At 70.8% G+C, this 25,148-nt stretch carries 17 protein-coding genes, 1 tRNA gene and 1 pseudogene; 10 read left to right on the top strand and 9 right to left on the bottom strand.

The features are described 5' to 3' along the window. Window positions 1-263 (bottom strand): hypothetical protein (locus GU5_RS17055; protein WP_010525086.1); only part of this gene is annotated, 263 nt, incomplete at its 3' end. Between the two features lie 162 nt (window positions 264-425). On the opposite strand from GU5_RS17055, the gene GU5_RS0108120 reads away from it, so the two are divergent. Continuing rightward, on the top strand, window positions 426-1,097 hold the full coding sequence (locus GU5_RS0108120; protein WP_010525085.1) for a hypothetical protein: 672 nt from the start codon (window positions 426-428) through the stop codon (window positions 1,095-1,097). 351 nt (window positions 1,098-1,448) lie between these two features. Here the strand turns inward: GU5_RS0108120 and GU5_RS0108115 are convergent. After that, window positions 1,449-1,522 (bottom strand) — tRNA-Gly (locus GU5_RS0108115). A gap of 207 nt (window positions 1,523-1,729) precedes the next feature. Between GU5_RS0108115 and GU5_RS0108110 the strand changes: the two genes are divergently transcribed. Beyond that, window positions 1,730-2,944, top strand: a complete 1,215-nt coding sequence (locus tag GU5_RS0108110; protein WP_010525084.1) for a glycosyltransferase family 4 protein — start codon at window positions 1,730-1,732, stop codon at window positions 2,942-2,944. Between the two features lie 22 nt (window positions 2,945-2,966). Here GU5_RS0108110 and putP read toward each other — a convergent pair whose 3' ends face one another. Then, entirely contained in the window at window positions 2,967-4,481 is a 1,515-nt protein-coding gene (gene putP / locus GU5_RS0108105; protein ID WP_010525083.1) for a sodium/proline symporter PutP, read from the bottom strand. A 135-nt stretch (window positions 4,482-4,616) separates the two neighbouring features. After that, a complete protein-coding gene (locus tag GU5_RS14750; protein WP_010525082.1) occupies window positions 4,617-5,180 on the bottom strand; it encodes a hotdog fold thioesterase in 564 nt (187 codons plus the stop codon). Window positions 5,181-5,198: 18 nt separating this feature from the next. Here GU5_RS14750 and polA point away from each other — a divergent pair, with 18 nt between their 5' ends. The 4 genes and pseudogenes from polA (at window position 5,199) to GU5_RS0108080 (ending at window position 11,847) form a co-directional block, all read left to right on the top strand. Further along, complete coding sequence (gene polA, locus GU5_RS0108095) at window positions 5,199-8,075, top strand: DNA polymerase I (RefSeq protein ID WP_010525081.1); 2,877 nt, start codon at window positions 5,199-5,201, stop codon at window positions 8,073-8,075. Between the two features lie 15 nt (window positions 8,076-8,090). Further along, a complete protein-coding gene (locus GU5_RS14745) occupies window positions 8,091-9,530 on the top strand; it encodes a GNAT family N-acetyltransferase (RefSeq protein WP_010525080.1) in 1,440 nt (479 codons plus the stop codon). 266 nt (window positions 9,531-9,796) lie between these two features. Continuing rightward, window positions 9,797-11,306, top strand: a pseudogene (gene rpsA, locus GU5_RS15940) (30S ribosomal protein S1). 175 nt (window positions 11,307-11,481) lie between these two features. Beyond that, window positions 11,482-11,847 carry a hypothetical protein gene (locus tag GU5_RS0108080; RefSeq protein WP_010525078.1) on the top strand — a complete coding sequence of 122 codons (366 nt, stop codon included), beginning with the start codon at window positions 11,482-11,484 and terminating at the stop codon, window positions 11,845-11,847. Here the strand turns inward: GU5_RS0108080 and GU5_RS0108075 are convergent. Both GU5_RS0108075 and GU5_RS0108070 read right to left on the bottom strand, forming a co-directional pair. After that, a complete protein-coding gene (locus tag GU5_RS0108075) occupies window positions 11,825-13,036 on the bottom strand; it encodes a methyltransferase (protein ID WP_083830405.1) in 1,212 nt (403 codons plus the stop codon). The genes GU5_RS0108080 and GU5_RS0108075 overlap by 23 nt on opposite strands. Then, the gene (locus tag GU5_RS0108070) at window positions 13,033-13,791 is read right to left on the bottom strand and encodes a YigZ family protein (RefSeq protein ID WP_010525076.1); all 759 of its coding nucleotides are present in this window, start codon (window positions 13,789-13,791) and stop codon (window positions 13,033-13,035) included. The genes GU5_RS0108075 and GU5_RS0108070 overlap by 4 nt, the downstream gene beginning before the upstream one ends. 247 nt (window positions 13,792-14,038) lie before the next feature. Here GU5_RS0108070 and GU5_RS14735 point away from each other — a divergent pair, with 247 nt between their 5' ends. The 4 genes from GU5_RS14735 (at window position 14,039) to GU5_RS0108050 (ending at window position 20,354) form a co-directional block, all read left to right on the top strand. Next, window positions 14,039-16,114, top strand: a complete 2,076-nt coding sequence (locus GU5_RS14735; RefSeq protein ID WP_010525075.1) for a BCCT family transporter — start codon at window positions 14,039-14,041, stop codon at window positions 16,112-16,114. After that, complete coding sequence (coaE, locus tag GU5_RS0108060; protein ID WP_010525074.1) at window positions 16,065-16,604, top strand: dephospho-CoA kinase; 540 nt, start codon at window positions 16,065-16,067, stop codon at window positions 16,602-16,604. Before GU5_RS14735 ends, coaE begins: the two co-directional genes overlap by 50 nt. A gap of 117 nt (window positions 16,605-16,721) precedes the next feature. Further along, window positions 16,722-18,884 carry an excinuclease ABC subunit UvrB gene (gene uvrB / locus GU5_RS0108055; RefSeq protein WP_010525073.1) on the top strand — a complete coding sequence of 721 codons (2,163 nt, stop codon included), beginning with the start codon at window positions 16,722-16,724 and terminating at the stop codon, window positions 18,882-18,884. Window positions 18,885-19,124: 240 nt separating this feature from the next. Beyond that, complete coding sequence (locus GU5_RS0108050) at window positions 19,125-20,354, top strand: TerC family protein (RefSeq protein ID WP_010525072.1); 1,230 nt, start codon at window positions 19,125-19,127, stop codon at window positions 20,352-20,354. 65 nt (window positions 20,355-20,419) lie between these two features. On the opposite strand, the gene GU5_RS0108045 is transcribed toward GU5_RS0108050, so the two are convergent. The 3 genes from GU5_RS0108045 to GU5_RS0108035 form a co-directional block, all read right to left on the bottom strand. After that, window positions 20,420-21,790 (bottom strand): alpha/beta fold hydrolase, encoded by a 1,371-nt coding sequence (locus GU5_RS0108045; protein ID WP_010525071.1) that lies wholly within the window; start codon window positions 21,788-21,790, stop codon window positions 20,420-20,422. A gap of 89 nt (window positions 21,791-21,879) precedes the next feature. Continuing rightward, window positions 21,880-24,471, bottom strand: coding sequence for a DEAD/DEAH box helicase (locus GU5_RS0108040; RefSeq protein WP_369750467.1), 2,592 nt, complete (start codon window positions 24,469-24,471; stop codon window positions 21,880-21,882). Beyond that, window positions 24,468-25,136 (bottom strand): MBL fold metallo-hydrolase, encoded by a 669-nt coding sequence (locus GU5_RS0108035; RefSeq protein WP_010525069.1) that lies wholly within the window; start codon window positions 25,134-25,136, stop codon window positions 24,468-24,470. The genes GU5_RS0108040 and GU5_RS0108035 overlap by 4 nt, the downstream gene beginning before the upstream one ends. Window positions 25,137-25,148 lie beyond the last annotated feature (12 nt).

Here is a 25,148-nt window from a genome sequence, read left to right as displayed (position 1 = left end):
AGCGGATCGGCGAGCAGGTCGGCGGACAGCGACGGCCCCTCGTGCTCGCGCACCGCGGCGCCGCGGTCCTGGAGGGCGGCGCCGCGGCGGCGATGCGCCGCCGCCGGCCGACGCCAGACTGAGGAGTCGTGCGTCTGCTCCTCCAACCAGGACGCGGCGCGGCGGTGGGCTGCGGCGGTCTCCTGCAGCGCGGTAGCCCAGGTCTCGGCCGGGGCGTGGTGTGCGGGCTGCTCGGCGTGCTCTGATGGCGGGGGAGTGGTCACCCTGAGAGCCTATCGCCGGGCGCGGGGCGCTCGAGCTCGGCATGCCGTCGTCCCGGCGAGCAGTCATGCACGACGCGCCTGGGATGCCCGGCTGTGGCTGTGTCGGTGAGCGACGCCATGCTGGCCGAGCACGCCCGACCCTGCCGGACGGGAGGAGAGGGCGTGGTCGACGCGCTCGTCTCCGGATCGGTCCCCTGGGACCTTCAGCGTCGTGCGGGTGGCACGATGAGAGGGATGACGTTCAATCCTTGCAGCGACCTGACTGCCGCGGAGTGGATCACGGCCAGCGATGAGCCCTGGTGGAGTCTGGTGACGCTGGGCCCTCCAGGGTTCCCGGCGTATGCGCGACTGCGGTTCATCCCTGACCCGGCATATGAAGGGCAGCCCGAGAACGACGTCGTGCCGCAGGGCGACGACCTTCCAGAGATCGATCAACTCCGCGTCGCTGTGGAGACGCTGCTGCCTCACACCGATTCGTCTGCTGAGGGGTATCTGATGATGTGGGATGGGTGGGGCGAGGATGCGTTTCCCGACGCCATCGTGCGTACAGCGCGTGTGGTGGTCCCGAATCGTGAGTACTACGTGTGCAAGGTTTCGCTGCCGGACTTCGTCTCCGGGGTGGTGGAAGCCTCGTGGGAGGCGAGAACAGGCGGCGACATGCCTCCGCCTGCGTTCATCTGGCCGGTGGATCGCTCCTGGTGCATCACTCAGGACGTCGATCCCCATTGGGCCGGCATCGGGGCCGAGCAGGCGGCGATCACCTCGCTGTCGGCCCAACTGCATCTCGACGTCGTCCAGGTCGAGCCGGATCAGAAGCTGCCCTTCTACTACTAGCGGCGACGAACCCGAGAAGGCATCACTCGGCGATCTTCCTGCGGGAGGTTCACGATGGCGGCCTTCGCTCGCACGAGCGGGGTCGCCACGGAGCGCGCCGGAAGAAGACCCTGCCAGTCAGCAGGCAGAGTCTCACCTGAGATGTCACTGCAGGCTTCGACCACTCCTGGCGGTGACACGTCAGGAGTGTGTCCACCAGGCTGCGCCGGACGAAGCTGCTGAATCCCGGTCAGCGCGCCCGGGCCAGCAAGACGTTCCTGGCCTAAAACCCCAGACCTGCGGCCCCTCGCCGCGCCCGGATACAGAAGAAGTGCCGGGACATCGATGGCCCGATGTCCCGGCACTTCACACTGGAGGGGATGACGGGAATCGAACCCGCGTCGTCGGTTTGGAAGACCGAAGCTTTACCATTAAGCTACATCCCCGCCGGGCCGCGACGAAGTCGTCGCGGCGACACCTCAGATTAGCAAGACCGCGCCCTGGCCGCCAAACGTGACGCTGGTCCTCCGGGCTCTGTGGGGACGTCCACCGACTCGACCTCGGGTCACGCGGCGGCTCGATACGATGGCGGAGAGGGTCGGGACCGGTTCCGGCCAGTCCGTCCGTCGCCGTCCGGAAGCCCCGAGGTCCGCATGTCCGCTGATTCCCGCTCCGCCGACCGACCGCGCGTGCACTTCGTGGTCCAGCCGACGGTGAGCCACTATCGCGGCCCGCTGCTGCGGCGGCTGCTGGAGAGCCGGCGCCTGGAGTTCGACCTCGTCGGCCGCTTCCGCAACTCCGAGGGACCCTCGGCCGACCGCATCGAGTCCGCCGACGAGGCGGTCCTGGCCGAGGTCACTCCGATGGACTTCGTCTCCTGCGGCGAGCTCTGGTGGGAGAAGGGGCAGGTCCGCGCGGTGCTCTCCGGCCGCCACGACGTCTACGTGCTGGCCGGGCGCATCTACACCGTCTCCGCCTGGGCCGCGCTGCTCGCCGCCCGGGCGTGCGGCCGCCGGGTGCTGCTCTGGGGCCACGGTTGGAAACGCCCGGAGTCCGGGATGAAGCGGCGGCTGCGGCTGGCCTTCTACGCGCTCTCCGACGGGCTGCTGGTCTACGGCGATCGTGCCCGCGAGCTGGGGGCCGCCTACGGCGTGGATGCCGAGAAGATCGCCGTGGTGTACAACAGCATCTACTCGACCGACCAGCTCGAGGCTGCCGACGCCGACGTCGCAGAGGGCTCCGGCGCGAGCCGCTCGGAGGAGGACCGTCGGGAGGCGGCGGGCGACGACGAGCGGCCGACGCTGATCTACAGCTCGCGGCTGACGACCCGGCACCGGCTCGACACGCTGGCGGAGGCGCTGGAGCAGCTGCCGGCGGACACGGTGCGGCCGCGGGTGATCGTCGTCGGCGACGGCGTCGAGCGTCCCCGGCTCGAGCGGCGCTTCGTCGAGGCCGGGGTCGAGGCGCACTTCCTGGGCGCCGTCTACGACGTCGACCGGCTCCGCGGGCTCTACGCCGCCGCCGACGCCGCGGTCTGCATCGGCGGGGCGGGGCTGAACGTCACCCAGGCGCTGGGCTTCGGCGTGCCGGTCGTCGCCGAGGACGCCCACCCCGACTCGAGCCCGGAGATCGAGGCCGTCGTCGACGGCGAGACGGGACGGCTGTACCGTTCCGGCGATCCGACCTCGCTGCAGGAGGTGCTGACCGAGATGCTCGCCGACCGCGACACACTGCGGCGCATGGGCGCGGCCGGCCGCACCGTCGTGGAGGAGCGCTATACCGCCGAGGCGCACGCTCAGGCGATGGAGGAGGCGATCGTGGGCTTCCTGCGCCGGTGGGGCGACCGGGACCGGTCTTCCGAAGGCTGAACCGGTCCCGGCCGCCGCCGGATCAGGCCGGAGTCTTCGCCCCGCCGGTCTGGGCGAGCATCGCGTCGAACTCCTCCTCGACCCGCGGGTCTCGGCGGTACGTGGCGAGGGACACGACCACCGCGGCCAGCAGCGCCAGGCCGAAGCCCGGAATGATCTCATAGACCACGCCGGAGAGGGCGTCGATCGACCCCCAGATGCCCACGGTGACCGCCCCGACGACCATGCCGGCCAGCACGCCGGGCATCGTCAGCTTCCGCCAGTAGAGGCTGAGCAGCACCACCGGGCCGAAGGCGGCGCCGAAGCCGGCCCAGGCGAAGCCGACGAGGTCCAGGATGGTGGACTCGGTGTCCAGCGCCAGCAGCGCGGCGACCACCGAGACGGTCAGCACGGCCGCGCGGCCGAGGATCAGCTGCTGCCGGCGGCTCGAGTTCCGGCCGAAGGTCAGGTAGATGTCCTCGACCAGCGCCGAGGAGGAGACCACCAGCTGGGAGGAGATGGTCGACATCACCGCGGCCAGCACCGCCGCCAGCAGCAGGGCGGCGATGAACGGGTGGAAGAGCGCCTGGGCGAGCACCAGGAAGACGTGCTCGGGGTTCTCCAGCGCGGAGCCTTCACTCTGGAAATAGGCCACGCCGATCAGTCCGGTCATCACTGCGCCGAAGCCGGCCAGCGCCATCCAGCCGATGCCGATCCGGCGGGCGGCGGGGGCGTCGGCCACGGAGCGCATGGCCATGAAGCGCACGATGATGTGCGGCTGGCCGAAGTACCCCAGGCCCCAGGCCACGGCGGAGACCACGCCCCAGACGGAGGCGCCGACCAGGAAGCTCATCCGGTCGGCGCCTTCACCGGCGGCCGCGTCGGCCGCGTCGACGCCGGAGGTGACGTCGCCCCAGCCGCCCAGCATCGCCAGGGCGATGATCGGCACCAGCAGCAGGCCGACGAACATCATCGTGCCCTGCACGACGTCGGTCAGCGAGGCGCCGAGGAAGCCGCCGGCCAGTGTGTAGACCACGGTGACGCCGGCGACGATGAGCATCCCCGGCACGTACTCCAGCCCGAAGGCCACGGTGAAGAACTGGCCGCCGGCCACCAGGCCGGAGGAGACGTAGAAGATGAAGAAGGCCAGGATGATCAGTCCGGCGATGACCCGCACCGCGTGGTTGTCGGTCTTCAGCCGGGACTCCAGGAAGCTGGGGATGGTGATCGAGTTCTGCGAGACCTCGGTGTAGGCCCGCAGCCGCGGGGCGACGAACTTCCAGTTCAGCCACGCGCCGATGGTCAGCCCGATGGCGATCCAGGCTTCCACCAGCCCCGAGGCGTAGATGGCGCCGGGCAGCCCCATCATCAGCCAGCCGGACATGTCTGACGCCCCTGCTGAGAGGGCGGCGGTCGACGGGCGCAGCCGGCGGCCGGCGAGCATGTAGTCGTCGTAGCTGCTCGTGCGTCGGTAGGCGTAGTACCCGATCGCGAGCATGCACGCGAAGTACAGGATCACCGCCACGAGCTGGACGGAGGAGTCTGCGGTCTCGATCATGCCGCAGAGTATGACACGGGGTGGCCGGGGTCACCATGTGCCGCGCCCAGTCGCCGCCCAGTCTCCGTCCAGCCCTTCGGAGGGCGCCGTCGGGCGCCGTCGTCGGACCGCTCGTCCGCTCCGGCGCTCGAGGGGTCAGTCGCGCGGCGCCAGGATCATGTTCGTCATCCGCGCTGTGGACAGCCGGCGGTCGCGCTCGTCGCGCATCACGATCTCGTGGGAGGTCAGCGTCCGTCCCCGCGAGATCGGCGTGCAGGTGGCGGTGACCATCCCCGCCGTCGCGGCCCGGTGGTGGGTGGCATTGAGCTCGGTGCCGACCACGGCGTTCTCCTGCTCCAGGCCCAGCCGCACATGCAGGATCGCCGCGATCGAGCCGAGCGTCTCGGCCAGCACCATATGGGCCCCGCCGTGCAGCAGCCCCATGTTCTGCTCGTTGCCGGCCACCGGCAGCGTCGCCACCATCCGCTCGGGACTCATCTCCACGAAGCGCAGCCCCATGGTCCGCGCCAGCGGGGAGACGCCGTGCGGGCCCATATGCTCGAAGAGCTCCTCCGGGACTCCGGCCTCGCGCATCAGCGCCAGCCGCTCGTCCTCCTCGGGCAGCGGAGTGGGGCCGGGGGCGGACTCGAGCGTGGGCTCAGGGGTCGGTGTATCGTCGGCGGCCGGAGCCGTCCGGGCCGCGATGAAATCTCCATCCATGCCCACTAGAGTTGCACCGTGAGCCCGACACGTGAAACCGCCTCCGGCGGCCAGACCCTGGAGACCGACCGCAAGCTGCTCGTCGTCGACGGACATTCGATGGCCTTCCGCGCGTTCTACGCGCTGCCGCCGGAGAGCTTCGTCACCGACACCGGCCAGCACACCAATGCCGTGCACGGCTTCACGAACATGCTGCTGAAGCTGATCCGGGAGGAGAAGCCCACCCACGTCGCGCTGGCCTTCGACCTCGACACCCCGACCTTCCGGCACGAGGCCTACGAGGAGTACAAGGCGGGCCGAGCGAAGACTCCGGAGGAGTTCAGCGGCCAGATCGGGCTGATCAAGCAGGTCGCCGAGGCGATGCGCATCCCGGCGATCACCGTCGAGGGCTACGAGGCCGACGACATCGTCGCCACGCTGGCCGCCCGCGCCGAGGAGGCGGGCTGGCGCACGCTCATCGTCTCCGGCGACCGCGACGCCCTGCAGCTGGTCACCGAGCGCACCCATCTGGACTACCCGACCTCCGGAGTGAGCAAGAGCGTGCGCCTCGACCCGGCCGGCGTCGAGGAGAAGTACAAGGTGCCGCCGGAACAGTACCGGGACCTCGCCGCGCTGGTCGGCGAGAGCGCCGACAACCTGCCCGGGGTGCCGCTCGTCGGCCCCGGAGTCGCCGCCAAGTGGTTGGGCCAGTACGGCTCGGCGCGCGGCATCATCGACCACGCCGACCAGATCGGCGGCAAGCGCGGCGAGAACCTGCGCGCCGCCCTCGACGACGTGGAGCGCAACCTGGAGCTCAACCGGCTGCTGTGCGACGTCGAGCTGCCGGTGGACCTGGAGGACACCGTCCTCGGCCCGCCCGACCGCGAGGCGGTCGAGCCGCTCTTCGACGCGCTGCAGTTCGACCAGATCCGCGACCGGCTCTTCGACACCCTCGCCGAGCGCTTTCCCGAGGCCGCCTCCCGTCCCACGCCGACCCAGCGGCTGCCGCGGGTCCGCACCCTCGACGAGGCCGCCGACGTCGAGGCGCTGCGCGAGGCCGCCGGACCGGTCGGCGTCGCGCTCTGCCTGGACCGCAGCGGTGAGAGCCTCTCCACCAAGGCCAAGCGCGACGAGGCCGCCCGCACCGCCGAGGCGCTCGCCGTCGTGCTGCTGCCCCCGCCCGACGACGCCGCGGAGGGCGAGCCGGAGGAGGCGCCGGCCGAGGCGCTCGCCGTCTCGCTGACCGACGCCGAGCCGCCCGTCGAGCAGGCGCTGGCCGACTGGCTGGCCGACCCGCAGGCGCCCAAGCGCGTCCACGACCTCAAGGACGCCGGACGTCGGCTCGCCGCCCGCGGTCTGCGCCTGCGCGGGGCCGTCGACGACACGCTGCTCTCGGCCTACCTCATCCAGCCCGACCGGCGGAATTTCGACGTCGGCGACCTGGTGACCCAGCACCTGCGCACGTCGGCGGACCCGGCCGACTGGCTCGGCGCCGACGAGCCCGCCGACGGGGAGACCTCGGCTCAGGAGGCCTCGTCCGAGGACCCGCTGGGCGGGGAGGGCACGCTGTTCTCCTCCCACGACGTGCTGCCGGGAGTGACCGCCGGCGACCTCGACGCCGCGGCGCTGCAGGTGGCGCTGCTGCACCGGCTGAGCCCGGTGCTGACCGAGCAGCTCGTCGAGCGGCGGGCCGACCACCTGGTCCGCGACCTGGAGATTCCGCTGGCCGAGGTGCTGCTGGAGATGGAGCTGGCCGGCATCGCGGTGAGCGCCGAGCGGCTCGAAGCCCTCGATCAGGAGTTCGCCGACCAGGTCGAGGCCGCGGCCCAGGCCGCCTACGCCGCGATCGGCCACGAGGTGAACCTCGGCTCGCCGAAGCAGCTGCAGACGGTGCTCTTCGACGAGCTCGAGCTGCCGACGACGCGCAAGACCAAGACCGGGTACTCCACCGACGTCGAATCGCTGCAGGACCTGCTGGCCAAGACGCAGAACGAGTTCCTGGTCCACCTGATGGCCCATCGCGATGCGACGAAGCTGCGGCAGACGGTGACCGGGCTGGTCGAGTCGATCGGCGACGACGGCCGGATCCACACCACCTACGCGCAGACGGTCGCGGCGACCGGACGGCTGTCCTCGCTGCATCCGAACCTGCAGAACATCCCGGTGCGCACCGCCGAGGGCCGCCGCATCCGCGACGCCTTCGTCGTCGGCGAGGGCCGCGAGTCGCTGCTGACCGCCGACTACTCGCAGATCGAGATGCGCATCATGGCCCATCTCTCCGGCGACGAGGAGCTGATCCGGGCCTTCCGCGAGGGCGAGGACCTGCACAGCTTCGTCGGTGCGCGGGTCTTCGGCGTGGGCACCGACGAGGTCACCGGCGAGATGCGCTCGAAGGTCAAGGCGATGAGCTACGGCCTGGTCTACGGCCTCTCCAGCTTCGGGCTGTCCAAGCAGCTGGGCATCGGCGTCGACGAGGCTCGGGACCTGATGAACGAGTACTTCGAGCGCTTCGGCGCCGTCCGCGACTATCTGCGCGAAGTCGTCGAACAGGCCAGGAAGGACGGCTTCACCTCGACGATCTACGGTCGGCGGCGGTACCTGCCGGATCTGACCAGCGACAACCGGCAGCTGCGCCAGATGGCCGAGCGGGCCGCGCTCAACGCCCCGATCCAGGGCTCGGCGGCCGACATCATCAAGCAGGCGATGCTCGACGTCGACGCCGCGCTGCGCGAGCAGCAGCTGTCCTCGACGATGCTGCTGCAGGTCCACGACGAGCTCATCCTCGACGTCGCCCCGGGCGAGCAGGAGCGGGTGCGCTCGCTGGTGGTGGAGAAGATGGCCGCCGCCGCGGATCTGACGGTGCCGCTGGACGTGAACGTCGGCGTCGGCTCCTCCTGGCACGAGGCCGCGCACTGACATAGCCTGAGAGGCGTGAACTCCCTGACATCACCTCGCCGCCCGCACGTCTCCCCGCTGCCCGACGGGCTGCGCGCGGAGTCCTTCGCCCCGACGCTCGACGCCGAGGGCGCCGCCGACGCGCGCAGCGCGGCGCATCTGCGCACCACCATGCACGGCTTCTACGGGCCGTGGCTGACGGACGAGGAGGTCTCCCGGCACACCGAGACCTTCATCGCCGATGCGCAGCGGCAGGTCGGGGTCTACCTCGACGCGGAGAGCGAGGAGCCCGGCGCGGACGCCCGCCGTCGGGTCGGGTTCTCCGCCGACCATCCGGTGGCGACCTTCGTGGAGTTCGACGAGACGCTCGACGCCGGCGGCCGCGGCGCCGAGGGTCCGCTGCTGGACGCCCGGCTGATCACCGGGGTGACGGTCGATCCCGGTTTCCGCCGGCGCGGCATCCTCTCCCACCTGATGACCTCCTCGCTGGCCCGCGCCGTCGAGGACGGAGTGCCGCTGGCCGCGCTGACCGCCTCCGAGGGCGGGATCTACGGGCGCTTCGGCTTCGGCGCGGCCGTCCGCGAGGCCGAGCTGCGCGTGGACCTGGCGCACACCGCCGGCACGCGGCTGCAGCTGCGCGGGGAGCCGAGCGGGCAGGTGATCAGCGCCGACCCGACGGCCATGGGCGAGGTCGTCGACGAGGTCTGGGCGCAGTTCCACCGCCGGGTCCGCGGATCGGTGGACCGCCCGCTGAACTACCTCCGCCGGGCGACCGCCCGCTGGTCGCCGCGCGACGTGACCTCCTGGGACCGTCGCCTGCGGGCGGCGGTGCATGTGCGCGACGACGGGTCGGTCGGCGGCTACGTGACCTTCCGGCACGCCGGCTGGGAGACCGAGCCGAGCACGCTGGAGATCGCCGACCTGGTGGCCGCCGATGCGACGAGCCATGTGGAGCTCTGGCGGCATCTGTCGCAGCGGGATCTGGTCGCCCGCGCGGAGCTGGACGGGGCCTCGGTCGAGGACGTGCTGACCGCCGCGGCGGTGAACCCGCGCAGCGTGCAGGTCCGCGAGGTCCGCGACGTCCTCTGGGTGCGTCTGCTCGACGTGGTCCGCTGCCTGCAGGCGCGCGAGTGGGGCGGCGACGGCGTGTTCACGCTGTGGCTGAGCGACCCCCTGGGCATCGCGGACGGCGTCTACCGGGTCGAGGTCTCCGCGGGCGTGGCGGCCGTCGAGCCGGTGACGGAACAGGAGGCGGGGCAGGAGACGGCCGGGCCCGTGCTGTCCACGGACGTGGAGACCCTGGGTTCGCTGTACCTCGGGGACGCGGCGGTGGTCACCATGCAGCGGGCGGGTCGGCTGAGCGTCGCCGACGGCGCCGCGGCGAGCGGGGGAGCCGGCGACGCCGAGGGCGCGCTGCGCGAGCTCTCGGCGATCGTCGATCTGCCGACCCGGCCGTTCTGCGCCACACATTTCTGAGCCGCGCATTCCCGGGCCGCCGCGCACGTCTGGCCCGGGTCGCGACGCGCCCGTGCGGTTGAATCCGATTGGTGAGCGCGTATAGACTGGCCGGGCGCGTTCTGCGCACAGAGTCGATACCTGACGTCTGGCACAGTTTCTGCTCGACTGCGTGCATCATCGCATGCGATCCAGCACCTTGTCATTGTCATTTGTCCGTCGCTCAGTGCATGGAGAACCGTGCGCTGACCTATAAGCCAACGATCCCTCATCGGAGCCCCTACTACATGACCACCACCGCAACCACCCCGCAGGTCGCCGTCAACGACATCGGCACCTCGGAAGAGTTCCTCGCCGCCGTCGACGCCACGATGAAGTACTTCAACGACGGCGATCTCGTCGAGGGCGTCATCGTCAAGGTCGACCGTGACGAGGTCCTCCTCGACATCGGGTACAAGACCGAAGGCGTCATCCCGTCCCGCGAGCTGTCCATCAAGCACGATGTCGACCCGGACGAGGTCGTCGCGGTCGGTGACCAGGTGGAGGCTCTGGTCCTCACCAAGGAGGACAAGGAAGGCCGCCTGATCCTGTCCAAGAAGCGCGCCCAGTACGAGCGCGCCTGGGGCGACATCGAGCGCATCAAGGACGAGGACGGCGTCGTCTCCGGCACGGTCATCGAGGTCGTCAAGGGCGGCCTCATCCTCGACATCGGGCTGCGCGGCTTCCTCCCGGCCTCGCTGGTCGAGATGCGCCGCGTGCGCGACCTGGCCCCCTACCATCGGTCAGGAGATCGAGGCCAAGATCATCGAGCTGGACAAGAACCGCAACAACGTGGTCCTGTCCCGCCGCGCCTGGCTGGAGCAGACCCAGTCCGAGGTGCGCTCCTCCTTCCTCAACAAGCTCGAGCGCGGCCAGGTCCGCACCGGCACCGTCTCCTCGATCGTCAACTTCGGCGCCTTCGTGGACCTGGGCGGCGTCGACGGCCTGGTGCACGTCTCCGAGCTGTCCTGGAAGCACATCGACCACCCGAACGAGGTCGTCGAGGTCGGCCAGGAGGTCACCGTCGAGGTGCTCGAGGTCGACATGGACCGCGAGCGGGTCTCGCTGTCGCTGAAGGCCACCCAGGAGGACCCGTGGCAGGCCTTCGCCCGGACCCACGCGCTGGGCCAGGTCGTCCCCGGCAAGGTCACCAAGCTGGTGCCCTTCGGCGCGTTCGTCCGCGTCGAGGACGGCATCGAGGGCCTGGTGCACATCTCCGAGCTGGCGGTCCGCCACGTGGACCTCGCCGAGCAGGTCGTCTCGGTGGGCGAGGAGCTCTTCGTCAAGGTCATCGACATCGACCTCGAGCGTCGCCGCATCAGCCTCTCGCTGAAGCAGGCCAACGAGGGCGTCGACCCGGACGGCACCGAGTTCGACCCGGCCATGTACGGCATGGACGCCGAGTACGACGAGGAGGGGAACTACAAGTACCCCGAGGGCTTCGACCCGGAGACCAACGAGTGGATGGAGGGCTTCGAGGAGCAGCGCGCTGCCTGGGAGGCCCAGTACTCCGCCGCTCAGGAGCGCTGGGAGGCCCACAAGGAGCAGGTGCGGAAGGCCCTCGAAGCCGACGCCGAGGTCGTCGCGCAGCAGACGGTCGGCGGCGGAAGCAGCAGCTCCAGCTCGTCGAACACCGGCGCCGCCAAGCGCGAGCCGGCTCCGTCGAACTACTCCTCGGAGGCTCCGGAGGACGCCGGCACGCTGGCCTCCGACGAGGCTCTCGCCGCCCTGCGCGAGAAGCTCACCGGCCAGGGCTGAGCATCCGCCTGACGGCCGGCGCCTGAGGGCAGAGGCCCGACGACGCATCATGGAGGCCGCGTCCCACCACGGTGGGGCGCGGCCTCCATGCGTATCCGGGGGGGGGAGTCCGGCGGATGTGCAGGACGGCGACCGCCGATTCGCCAGGGGCAGGACGGACGAAGGAGGAGAACGGATGAGCCACGGAGACTGGGTCCCGGTCACTCGGCACGACGGTGAGACGGTGGGTCATCTGGAGCCGCTCACAGACGACTGGTCAGCAGTGCGTCCACGCACTGTCCTGGGGCATCCCGCCGGGGACGCCATGGAGTTCATCCCGGCCGAGGAGCTGCTCCTGGACCGCGGCCTCGGCGAGCTCCTCGAGCCCTGGACGCTCACCACCGAGGACGGCACGGTGGAGGACCTGACCATCATAGAGGTCGCTCCGCGCGGCATCCGACTGGCCGACCGGACGGCCACCAAGGCGCTGGCGGCGACCGAGGAGTTCGTCGTCGCCTGGCCGGACCTGGACCGACGCCTCAGCCGGCGGACTTCTCGCTGACCGTCACGGTGAACTTCCGGTCCCGGGCGAGCTGGCGCGTCGGTCCGACGAACCGCCGCAGCGCCGCGCGGTGCTGCAGATGGGAGTTCCACACGCAGTAGAGCAACCCGCCCGGCGCCAGAGCGCGGCCCGCCGAGGCGATCAGCCGATGGGCGACCGTCGGATCGACGGCGTTGCCCCGGTGGAAGGGCGGATTCAGCAGGATCAGCCGCTCGCCGTCGGCGGCCGCGACGTCCTCCAGACCGTCGGCACGGCGGACCTCCACGCGGTCCGCGACGTCGTTGGCCTCTGCCGTGAGCGTCGTCGAGGCGACCGCCGAGGCCGAGTCGTCGACGGCCAGCACCTGCGCCTTCGGCCAGCGCCGCGCCGCCCAGGCGGCCACCGTCCCGTTGCCGCATCCCAGGTCGACGAGCCGATCGGCCGCGGCCAGCTGCGTCTCGAACGCCGCGAGTCCGTCCACCGCCGCCAGCAGCCGTCGGGTGCCGGGGTCGACGCTGGTGCCGCCGTAGGTGGTGCCCGTGCTGCACAGCGTGAGCTCGTCGATCGGGGCGACGGCGTGGACCGCGCGCCGCGGTCCCGGGGCCGGCAGCCCCCGCCGCGGCGACCGGGCGGTGAGCACCCGCGACTTCGACCGGCCCCGGCCGGGGACCACATCGGCGAAGTACCGGTCCAGCACGTCGTTCATCGACCGGGTCATGTGTTTGTCGCGTCCGCCGGCCAGCAGCACGACGTCCTCCGCGGCGTGCTCGGCGACCAGGTGGGCGCGGTCGGCCAGCGCATCGAGCGAGCGGGGAAGCGGCATCAGCACGGTGCGGGCACCGGCCACTGTGCCGGCGTCGAAGGGTCGCGGAGCCGCGAGACCCAGGGCCGCCGCATTCTCGGCCAGAGCCAGCTCGCCGCCGCGGGCGTCCTGGGCCGCGCGCACCCTGTGCCCGGCGGCGACCAGCGGCAGGGTGAGAGCGCCCCAGCGGTCGTCGAGGACGACGATCTCGTCATCGGGATGTCCGGCCGCCCACCAGGCGGCCGCCGTGTCGAGCAGCAGCAGGTCGGCCGCGTCGTAGGCCTGCTCACCGTCGTCGGGACGCCGGCGCAGTCGAGACAGGTCGAGGCCGCCGCCGTCCTGCGGCGGCGAGGTCAGTGGGGACGGGACCGCCTCAGGCGTGCGGCCGGGTTCCACCGCGGGGCTCATGCCGGGACCTCGCCCGCGCCGTCGTCGGAGGTGTGCTCGACGTCGATCCAGTCCACGCCGGCGGGACGCAGGTCGCCGGCTCCTGCGGAGACCGTGGCGATCCGCGCCTGCAGAGCCGCGACCGGCGCGTCGTCGTCGGGCACGGCCAGATGCAGCCGGGCGCCGGAGGGACCGACGCCGTACTCGGTGTCGCGCACCGCGGCCCCGGCGGCGCGCAGCTCGTTCTCCCAGCGGCCGACGTCGGCGATCGGGGCGTCGAGCAGGAAGCGGCGCATGCGACGACGTGCCAGCGTCCTCTCCGTCTCCACCGCCTGCTGCAGGGCCTCGCCCACGGCGTCGGAGTAGGCGCGGACCAAACCCCCGGCGCCGAGCAGCGTGCCGCCGAACCAGCGCACCACCACGGCGGCCACGTCGGTCAGATCGGCGCGGCCCGACGGCATCGTCGTCTGGGCGAGGACCTCGAGCATCGGGGCGCCGGCGGTGCCGGAGGGCTCGCCGTCGTCGTTCGCCCGCTGCACGTGCCGATCCGGGCCGATCAGCCAGGCGCTGCAATGGTGCCGGGCCGCGTGGTGCCGACGGCGCAGCGCGTCGACGAGCTCCTGCGCCTCGGCAGTCGACTCGGTGCGGCGCAGCACGGCCAGGAAGCGGGACTTCCGCCGGTCGATCTCGGCGACGACGTCGACGCCGGGACGCAGCACGGTGCAGGACGCGGCGTCGGAAGCCTCGGAGGAGGGCGGCGGGGGAGGGGGCATCATCGTCCAGTCTAGGCGATCGCTCCGGACGGGCCGGTCGTTCCCCGGGGCGTCGAGGGCCTCGCGGCGCGACGACCTGGAGGAGCGACGATGGCGTCAGCCACAGCCGTCAGCCGTGTGTCGCGTGCCCTCCGAGCGATAATTGCCTACCGTTGGGGTATCAGTCGGGCCTCGCCGGGTCTGCGCGTCGTCGCCGACGATGCCCGGATCCGACCCGGCCGGAACGCACCCTCCCCGGAAAGGCGACGACATGCTCGAGAGGTTCCACGACCTGCTGAGGCTGCGCACCAGCCCCGCGGTCTTCTTCGTCTCGGCCGGTCTCATCCTGGCCTTCGTGGTGGTCACGCTGATCATCCCCACACGCATCGGTGATCTGTTCGGCACGATGTCGACGTGGATCTACGACAACCTCGGCTGGTTCTACATCTCCGGCGTCACGATCTTCCTGCTCTTCCTGATCTACATCGCCCTGGGCCGTTTCGGCCGCATGCGGCTGGGGCAGGACGACGAGGCCCCCGAGCACAGCGACATCTCCTGGTTCGGCATGCTCTTCGCCGCCGGCATCGGCACCATCCTGATGTTCTGGGCGGTGGCCGAGCCGGTCAATCACTTCGCCAACCCGCCGCGCGGACTCTCGGCGGACGAGGCCGCCGAGATGGAGGCGGCCGGCGAGTCGGTGGATCCGACCACCATCATCGGCGGCACCGCCGACGCCGCCCGGGAGGCGATGGGCTTCACGCTCTACCACTTCGGCCTGCACACCTGGACGATCTTCGCGCTGCCGGGGCTGGCCTTCGCCTACTTCATCTATAAGCGCAACCTGCCGCCGCGGGTGTCCTCGATCTTCCAGCCGCTGCTGGGCGAGAAGATCCACGGCAACTGGGGCCGCGCCATCGACATCCTCGCCATCGTCGGGACCGTCTTCGGCGTCGCGGTCTCCATCGGTCTGGGGACGCTGCAGATCAACGCCGGTCTGGCCAGCGTGCTGGGCATCTCGGAGTCGGCGCTCTCGCAGATCCTGATCATCGCGGCGGTCACGCTGGTGGCGCTGACCTCCACGCTGCTCGGCGTCGAGAAGGGCGTGAAGCGGCTGTCGAACTTCAACATCTGGGTCGCCATCCTGCTGCTGGCGTTCATCCTGATCTCCGGTCCGACGGTCCATCTGCTGAAGGGCATGATCGAATGGACCGGCGTCTACGCCTCGATGCTGCCGGAGCTGGCCTTCTGGAACGACACCTTGGCCGACACCGGCTGGCAGAACGGCTGGACGATCTTCTACTGGGCCTGGACGATCACCTGGTCGCCCTTCGTCGGCATCTTCATCGCCCGGATCTCGCGCGGGCGCAGCGTGCGCCAGTTCGTCGCCGGCGTCCTGGGCCTGCCCACGCTCTTCACGATCGTCTGGTTCGGCATCTGGGGCACCGGAGTCTTCGACATCCAGATGAACGGCGAGGGCGGGCTCGTCGAGCGTGTGGTCGGGGACGGAGACATCCCCGGCGCGCTCTTCGCCTTCCTGGATCAGTTCCCGCTGGCCACGCTGACCTCGGCGATCGCGATCATGCTGGTGGCGATCTTCTTCGTCACCTCCATGGACTCCGCGGCCCTGGTGCTCAACGACATGTCCTCGGGCTTCGAGGGGAAGGTCCCCGGGCACCAGAAGGGCTTCTGGGCGGTGGCGATCGGTCTCATCGCCGCGATCCTGCTGACCGCCACCGGCGACGGCGGGCTGAACGCGCTGCAGAGCGTGGCCATCGTCCTCGGCCTGCCGTTCTTCCTGCTGGGCTACCTGATGATGTTCAACCTGTCCCGAGCGATGCGCGAGGACGCCGGCGAGGTCGGGTACCTGCGCACCCGCCGCTGGCTGAAGACGCTGCCGCCCGAGGAGTACGAGCGGCGCATGGAGGAGTACGACGATTCGCTCACCGAGGCGGTCGTGGCTCCGGACTATCAGGAAGGCACGCAGCCGGAGAACGCGCCGGACGTCGAGCACGTCGAGCAGCCCGAGATCGTCGAGGAGTACAGGATCCGCACCGGCGACCTGCCGACGGTGGACCAGGTCGCGGCCGAGCGCGCGGCCGGGGCGCCGCCGACGGCGACCGGGGCGGTCCGAGCACCGGCGGTGCGGACGAGCAGGAGCGCGGGAACTGAGCGCCCTCGCGTGGAGCCGGGGCTCGTCGTCGGCGGACGACGGGCCCCGGCCGCGCGCCGCCGACGCGATCGTCCACGTCGGACTGACCGGGGGGATCGCCTCCGGCAAGTCCACGGTCTCGGCGCGGATGGCCGCCGACGGCGCGCAGATCATCGACGCCGATCGCATCGCCCGTGACGTGCTCGAGCCCGGCACCGAGGGGATGAGGGAGGTCGTCTCGGCTTTCGGCGAGGAGATCCTCGACGCCGACGGCGCACTGGACCGGCCGGCGCTGGGACGTATCGTCTTCGCCGACGAGGCGGCCCGCGAGCGGCTCAACGACATCGTGCATCCCCGGGTGCGTGCCGAGTCCCGGCGCCGGCTGGAGGCGGCCGCGCCGGGGAGCATCGTCGTCGAGGACATCCCGCTGCTCGTCGAGACCGGACAGCAGGACCGCTTCGACGTCGTCGTGGTGGTCCGCGCGCCGGAGGAGGAGCGGGTGCGCCGACTCGTCGAGGACCGCGGCACCGACGAGGCCGACGCCCGTGCTCGCCTCGCCGCCCAGGCGAGCGACGCCGAGCGCGCCGCGGCCGCCGACGTCGTGCTGGACAACGACTCGACGCGCGATGCCCTCGAGGTGCAGGTCGACGAGCTGATGGACGCGCTGCGTCGACGGCTACGCCGCTGATGCCGCCGCGTCGGGCCCGCCACGGGCGATGACTCCGTGGAACGTGTGGGAATGCGGCATCTCTGCCACACCTTCCACGGACTCATCTCCCGGGGAGACGGGCGATAGGGTGGACCCATGAGCCTGGCGCCGAAGATCAACCGCACCGTCGCCCCGTTCGACGTCGTCAGCCCCTACGAGCCCAGCGGTGACCAGCCCAAGGCCATCGCCGAGCTCGCCGAGCGGATCGACGGAGGCGAGAAGGACGTCGTGCTGATGGGCGCGACGGGCACCGGCAAGTCGGCGACGGCGGCCTGGCTGATCGAGCAGGTCCAGCGGCCGACGCTGATCCTGGTGCAGAACAAGACGCTCGCCGCGCAGCTGGCCAACGAGTTCCGCGAGCTGCTGCCGCACAACGCCGTCGAGTACTTCGTCTCCTACTACGACTACTACCAGCCGGAGGCCTACGTCCCGCAGACGGACACCTTCATCGAGAAGGATTCCTCGGTCAACGAGGAGGTCGAGCGGCTGCGGCACTCGGCGACCAATGCGCTGCTCACCCGCCGGGACGTCGTCGTGGTCGCCACCGTGTCCTGCATCTACGGCCTGGGCACGCCGGAGGAGTACATCGAGCAGATGATGCCGCTGAAGGTCGGCGACGCCCTGGACCGCGACGAGCTGCTCCGCCGCTTCGTGGGCATGCAGTACACGCGCAACGACCAGGACTTCCACCGCGGCACCTTCCGCGTGCGCGGCGACACGGTGGAGATCATCCCGATGTACGAGGAGCTCGCCGTGCGGGTGGAGTTCTTCGGCGACGAGATCGAGAGCATCCAGACGCTGCATCCGCTCACCGGCACGGTGGTCCGCGACGAGGAGGAGATGTACATCTTCCCGGCGAGCCACTACGTCGCCGGCGACGAGCGGATGGCACGGGCGATCACCGCCGTCGAGGACGAGCTGCGCGAGCGGCTGGCCGAGCTGGAGTCGCAGGACAAGCTGCTCGAGGCCCAGCGGCTGCGCATGCGCACCACCTACGACCTCGAGATGATGCAGCAGATGGGCTTCTGCAACGGCATCGAGAACTACTCGCGGCACATCGACGGCCGCGACGCCGGCTCGGCGCCGCACTGTCTGCTGGACTATTTCCCGGACGACTTCCTGCTGGTCGTCGACGAGTCCCACGTGACGATCCCGCAGATCGGCGGGATGTACGAGGGCGACATGTCGCGGAAGCGCACGCTGGTCGAGCACGGCTTCCGACTGCCCTCGGCGATGGACAACCGACCGTTGAAGTGGGACGAGTTCCTCGAGCGGATCGGTCAGACCGTCTACATGTCCGCCACCCCGGGAAACTACGAGCTCGAGCTCTCCGACGGGTACGTCGAGCAGATCATCCGCCCCACCGGGCTGGTCGACCCGGAGGTGGTGGTCAAGCCCACCCAGGGGCAGATCGACGACCTGCTCGCCGAGATCCGCCGCCGCGAGCAGCAGGACGAGCGCGTGCTGGTGACCACGCTGACCAAACGTATGGCCGAGGAGCTCACCGAGTATCTGCTCGACCACGGGGTGAAGGTCGAGTACCTGCACTCCGACGTCGACACGCTGAAGCGCGTCGAGGTGCTCCGCGAGCTGCGCCGCGGCACCCACGACGTCGTCGTCGGCATCAACCTGCTGCGCGAGGGACTCGACCTGCCGGAGGTGTCGCTGGTGTCCATCCTGGACGCCGACAAGGAGGGCTTCCTCCGCTCGACCACCTCGCTGATCCAGACGATCGGCCGTGCGGCGCGCAACGTCTCCGGCCAGGTGCACATGTACGCCGACCGGGTCACCGACTCGATGCGCCGGGCGATCGACGAGACCGAGCGACGCCGCCAGATCCAGATCGCCTACAACACCGAGCACGGGATCGACCCGGCCCCGCTGCAGAAGAAGATCGCCGACATCACCGACCAGCTCGCCCGCGAGGACGCCGACACCGCCGACCTGCTGCAGGGCATGGGCGGCCTCGCCGTCGGCTTCGAGTACGGCAAGGGCCACCGCGGGCTGACCTCGCTGGAGGGCACCGGCGACGGCGCCTCGGGCACCGAGGCGACGACCGGCGACGGGTCCGCCGGATCCGACCGCTCCGCGGCGTCGACCACGCCGGCGAAGGACACCGCCGACCTCATCGAGCAGATGACCGAGCAGATGCATCAGGCCGCCGAGGACCTGAACTTCGAGCTCGCCGCCCGGCTGCGCGACGAGATCGGCGACCTGAAGAAGGAGCTGCGGCAGATGCGCGACGCCGGCCAGGCCTGATCCTCGCCCGGGACGTCATGGTGCCGGGCGGCGGCCGAGCGGCTATGATGGGCATGCGCGTGAGGGAGTATCCTGCCGCGTCGTCCACGTCAGCACGCGGGCCGAAGGCGGCCCGCCGGGGACGGCGGCTCGCGCCGACCGCCCGCCGGGGCCTGCTCCGGGACGGGCCGGCGGCATCGGGCGGAGAGACTCACGAGGCCTGCCCGTGTCCGCGAGCGACCTCGTGAAAGGACTCCGTCCATGGAATACACCGTGCCCATCTGGGGCATCACCATCGCCGTCATCGCCGGCCTGCTGCTCTTCGACTTCTTCGCCCACGTCCGCAAGGCCCACGCGCCCTCGATCCGCGAGGCCGCCGTCTGGTCGACGATCTACATCGCCCTGGCGCTGCTCTTCGGCCTGGTCTTCCTCGTCGTCGGCGATCATGCCGGAGCCACCGAGTACTACGCCGGCTACGTCACCGAGAAGGCGCTCTCGGTGGACAACCTCTTCGTCTTCCTGGTCATCATGGCCAGCTTCAACGTCCCCCGCGAGGACCAGCAGAAGGTCCTGCTCTTCGGCATCGTCTTCGCGCTGATCGCCCGCACGGCCTTCATCCTCGCCGGCGCCGGGATCATCAGCGTCTGGAGCGACGTCTTCTACCTCTTCGGCATCATCCTGCTGCTCACCGCCGGGCAGCTGCTGAAGAAGGAGCTCACCGGCGACGAGGCCGACGAGGCCGACAACATCTTCATCCGGCTGGCGAAGAAGGTCATCCCCACCACCGACCACTACGACGGCGACCGGCTGGTCACCCGCGTCGACGGCAAGAGGATGATGACGCCGATGCTGCTGGTGATGGTGGCCATCGGCGGCACCGACATCCTCTTCGCGCTGGACTCGATCCCGGCGATCTACGGGCTCACCCAGGAGCCCTACATCGTGTTCACCGCCACGGCGTTCTCGCTGATGGGACTGCGTCAGCTCTACTTCCTCATCGACGGCCTGCTGGATCGACTGATCTACCTCTCCTACGGTCTGGCCATCATCCTGGGCTTCATCGGGGTGAAGCTGATGCTCCACGCCCTGCACGAGAACAAGCTGCCCTTCATCAACGACGGCGAGAGCGTCCACGTCGCCGAGGTGCCCACGGGCCTGTCGCTGCTGGTGATCCTGGTGGTGCTCGTCATCACCGTGGTCGCCTCGCTGCTGGCGCCGAAGGGCCGGGCCCTGCGGGCCATCCAGAATGCCGAGCAGTCCTCGCGGAAGTACCTGACCCTGGTGGAGTCCGGCGGGACGCAGCAGGAGCTCGACGCCGCCCGCGAGGCCGTCGACCGGTGGCGGGCCCGCTACGAGAAGGTGCCCGAGAAGCACAAGGATGCGCTGATCGAGCACCGCGAGCGGTACCTGGCGGTGCTGGACGATGCCCACGGCGTCGAGCACCGCGAGCTGCGCCCCGAGGATCTCGGCGGAGGCCCCCCGCGCGGCTGAGCGGCCGAGGCCGGACGGCGCGACCTGCGTCGTCGGTCTCTGGCGCGGGACCTCGGAGCGGCGCGTCAGCGCGGCGCGTCGGTGCGGTGCAGCAGCTCGCGCAGCACGCGGGCGCCGTCGTCGCCGAGTCCGTCGTGGTGGAGCTCGTCGGTCTCCCACACTTGCAGATGCTGCACGCGGGAGGCCGTTTCCAGCGAGAGGTCTCGATCGACGTACACGTCGTCGGTGTACACCGCCGCGGCGGCGGGCACCTCGTTGCGCGCCAGCTGCTCCAGGTCGTAGAGCGGCGCCCAGTCGTCGATCGTCGCGACCGCCTCGGCGGTCTCGAGCAGCGGAGCGAGCACCGGGTCGCCGGCGACATGCTCACGGAAGAACATCTCGCCGAGCAGCAGCGGGGACTCGGCGTCCGAGGCGAAGTCGGTGTGCTCGGCCAGCACGCGCTCGGCGGCCCAGGCGGTGGCTCCGCGGCCGTCGGTGCGCTCGGCCGGCTGCCCGTAGATCGACTCGTGGATCAGGCCGTACAGCGGCCGGTCGGCCAGCGAGATCTCGGCGCCGACCTCGGCCAGGAAGCTGTCGGCCAGGCGGGTCCGGGCCACGTCCTCGAAGGCCTCCTCGAGCAGATAGTGCAGCGAGTCGGCGCGGGTGTTCCCGCCGAGCCGCATCCCCAGCATCTGCAGCCGCGGCACGGTCAGCGCCGAGCCGTCGGGCAGCCGCACGTCATGGGCGCGCACATGGTCGACGACGCCGTCGAGCCGCTCGCGGTCCTCGGGGAAGCGCGCGAAGTGCTCGGCGTTCCGCGCCCGCATCCGCGTGCAGGTCGCCCGGTAGACGCGGTCGGCGTGGCCGGTCAGCGGGGCGAGGCCGCCGGTGAGCAGAGCCCGATCCAGGCCCTCGGGGTGGAAGGAGAGGTAGGTCAGCGTGCAGAATCCGCCGAAGCTCTGGCCCAGCACGCTCCAGCTCTCCACGCCCAGGGCGCGTCGGATGCGCTCGGCGTCGGCGACGATGGCGTCGGCGCGGAAGCGGCGCAGGTGCTCGGCCTGCGCGGCGACCTCGCCGCGGTCGGCGATGCTGCGCCGGGTCAGCGGGGTCGAGCGGCCGGTGCCGCGCTGGTCGAGCATCAGGATCCGGAAGCGCCCGGCGGCCTCCTGCATCCAGCCGGTCAATCGTGCCGGACGCGAGCCCTTGCCGCCGGGCCCGCCCTGAAGGAACAGCAGCCAGGGCATCGACGCGACGTGCTCCTCGCCGCGGCCGACGGCCTCGGCGGAGACGAACTCGCGGGCGAAGACCTCGATATGCTCGCCCGCCGGCGTCGCGTGGTCCAGCGGCACGCGGAAGCGCCGGTCGACCAGGCGGGTGCCGTCGCGCAGGGTGCGGACCACCGGTTCGCCGAGCGGCTCGGCCGTCGGCGAGGCGTCGCGGGCGGGATGCGGGGTCATCGTCTCCTCCTGGTCGGCTCGTGGTCGTCGGCCGGCCGGCTCGGATGCTGACCGGTGCGTCTGCTCGTCGCGGCTCCGGCGACGGGGAGTCAGGACGGCGCCTGATGCAGCTCGCCGACGTGGTCGACGATCACCGCCGGCGCACCGGCCTCGTCGGAGGCCGCCAGATCGATCCAGGCGTGGATGCCCCAGTCGTGGTTCCCCTCGGCGTCGTCGAGGACCTGCACCGCCCGCCAGCGGCCGGGATGCCCGTCGGGCGACTCGTCGATGCGGATGAGCCCCGGGCCGCGGGCATGGGCGTCGACGAAGACGTCGTCGTAGACGCCGAAGAAGGCGTCCATGGCCTCGCCCCAGCGGTCGGCGGTCCAACCGCTGGTCTCGCCGTCGAGCTCCTCGAGCTCGCGCTCCTTCTCGTCGGCGAAGAGCTGGGCGCGCAGGAACATCGCGTTGCGCACCATGACCTTGAAGGCCCGCGCGTTGGCGGTCACCCGGTCGGGCTCCTCCGCGACGTCGGGGGAGAGGTCGAGGTCCTCGGCGGTGGCGTCCTCAGTCCCGTGGGCGAGCTTCTCCCACTCCTCGAGCAGCGAGTTGTCGGTCTGGCGGATGAGCTCGCCGAGCCACTCGACCAGGTCCTGGAGCGGCTCGGTGACCTTGTCCTGCGGCACCGTCCGGCGCAGCGCCTTGTAGGCGTCGGTCAGGTAGCGCAGCAGCACCCCCTCCGAGCGGGCGAGCTGGTAGTGGTTGACCATGTCGGTGAAGCTGAAGGCGCGCTCCACCATGTCGCGCACGACCGCCTTCGGAGTGAGCTCGTGGTCGCCGACCCACGGGGCGGAGGTCCGGTAGACCTCGAACTGCTGGGTGAGCAGCTCCTTCAGCGGCTGGGGATGGGACATCTCGTCGAGGATCCGCATCCGTTCGACGTACTCGACGCCGTCGGCCTTGAGCTCTGCCAGCTTCTCCGACTTCAGCTTCTTCACCTGCGCACCGGTGACCTGGTACGGCGTCTCCAGGATGGACTCGACGACGCTGATCACGTCCAGCGCATAGGACTCCGACTCCGGATCCAGCAGCTCCAGGGCGGCCACTGCGAAGGGCGCCAGCGGCTGGTTGAGCGCGAAGTCGTCCTGCAGCGCGAGCGTCAGGTCCACTGTCCGGCCGTCCTCGTCGGGCTCGTCGAGGCGCTCCAGCACCCCGGCGGTGAGCAGCTCGCGGAGGATCTCCAGCGCCCGGCGCTGGAGGATCGCCTTCCGCGCCGGGGTCTCGTCGGAGGCCAGGATCAGCCGGCGCAGCGCGCGGATCGGATCCTCCGGGCGCTGCAGCACCTGCAGGACCATCGCATAGCTGATGCGCATCCGGGAGACCATCGGCTCCGGCTGCGCGGCGACCAGCCGGTCGAAGCTCTTCTCGCTCCAGGAGACGAAACCCTCCGGAGGCTTCTTCTTCCCCGCCGAGCGCACCGCCTGGTCGACCTTCTTCTGATCGTCGCCGTGCTTGGCGCGCGCCTTGGCGAGCGCCTGCTCGTTCTCGACGACGTGGGCGGGAGCCTGCACGACCACGGTGCCCTCGTCGTCGTAGCCCGCCCGGCCGGCCCGGCCGGCGATCTGGTGGAACTCGCGGGCCTTGAGCTGCCGCGTCCGGGACCCGTCGTACTTGCTCAGCGCGCTCAGCAGCACAGTACGGATCGGCACGTTGATGCCGACGCCGAGCGTGTCGGTGCCGCAGATGACCTTCAGCAGCCCCTCCTGGGCCAGCTGCTCGACCAGTCGACGATACTTCGGCAGCATCCCGGCGTGATGGACGCCGATGCCGCTGCGCAGCAGCCGGTTGAGCACGGTGCCGTAGCCCTTGGCGAAGCGGAAGGTCTTCAGCCGCTCCTTGATGCGCTCGCGGGTCTCGGTGGAGGCCACGTTCAGCGAGGCCAGCCCGGCGGCCCGCTCGGCGGCTTCGCGCTGGGAGAAGTGCACCACGTAGACCGGCGCCTTGGCGTCGGCGACGAGCTCCTCCAGCTTCTGCTGCAGCGGCGTCGTCGAGTACTCGAAGCTCAGCGGCACCGGACGGTGGGCCGAGGCGACGGTGACGACGTCGCGGCCGGTGCGCGCGGAGATGCGGCGCTCGAAGCCGGAGGTGTCGCCCAGCGTCGCCGACATCAGCAGGAACTGCGCCTGCGGCAGCTCGATCAGCGGCACCTGCCACGCCCAGCCGCGCTGCGGCTCGGCGTAGAAGTGGAACTCGTCCATGATGACCGGCCCCACCTCGGCCTCGGCGCCGTCGCGCAGCGCCTCGTTCGCCAGGATCTCGGCCGTGCAGCAGATGATCGGTGCATGGGCGTTGACCGCCGAGTCGCCGGTGACCATGCCGACGTTCTCGGCGCCGAAGATCTCGACCAGATCGAAGAACTTCTCCGAGACGAGCGCCTTGATCGGTGCGGTGTAGACGCTGCGCTCGCCTCGCGCCAGGGCGAGGAAGTGGGCGGCCGCGGCCACCAGCGACTTCCCCGAGCCGGTGGGGGTGGCCATGATGACGTGGCCGCCCGAGGCCAGCTCGAGGACGGCGTCCTCCTGGGCGGGGTAGAGAGTGATGCCCTGGGCGGAGGTCCATTCCTGGAAGGCGGCGACGAGCTCGTCGGCGCTCGCGGCCCCCGCGGCGGGCAGATGCTGACTCAGCGACGGCCGGGCGCTCACCAGCCGCGCTCCCGCCACTCGGCCAGGTGCGGACGTTCGGCGCCGATCGTGGTGGGCTCGCCGTGGCCGGGGTGGATGATCGTGTCGTCGTCGAAGACGGCGAAGAGTCGCTCGACGACGTCGTCGAGCAGCGAGCGGAAGTCCTCCGCGGACTGGGTCTTCCCGACGCCTCCGGGGAAGAGCGAGTCTCCGGTGAAGATGTGCGTCGGGCCGTCCTCGACGGGGTAGACGAAGGCGACCGATCCGGGAGTGTGGCCGCGCAGGGCGATGACGTCGAGGCCGATGCCGTCGTACTGGACCAGCTGCCCGTGCTCGAGCCGGCGGTCGATCCGCACGTCCTCGGCCTCCTCGATCGCCGCGGCGTCCACATCCCCGGCGGCGGTCTCGACGCCGGGGTCTCCGGCGATCGCGGGCAGCGCGCGGATGTGGTCCCAGTGCCGATGCGTGGTCAGCACCGCGCGCAGCTGCGGGGCGCAGGGGGTGTCCTCGGCGGAGGCGGCGAGCATCCCGCGGACGGCCTCGGCGTCGGCGGCCGCATCGATCAGCACCTGGATCCCGGACTTCTTCGCGGTGAGCAGATACACGTTGTTGCTCATCTCGGACACGGCGAGGCGGCGGACCGTGATCGCCGGGAGGTCGTGGATCAATGTGCTGTCGGAGGCCATGCGCGACAGTCT

Source organism: Nesterenkonia sp. F (genome assembly GCF_000220985.1).
Lineage (GTDB): Bacteria > Actinomycetota > Actinomycetes > Actinomycetales > Micrococcaceae > Nesterenkonia.
Note: the sequence above shows the minus strand (reverse complement) of the source record. Positions and strands in the feature narration are given on the sequence as shown.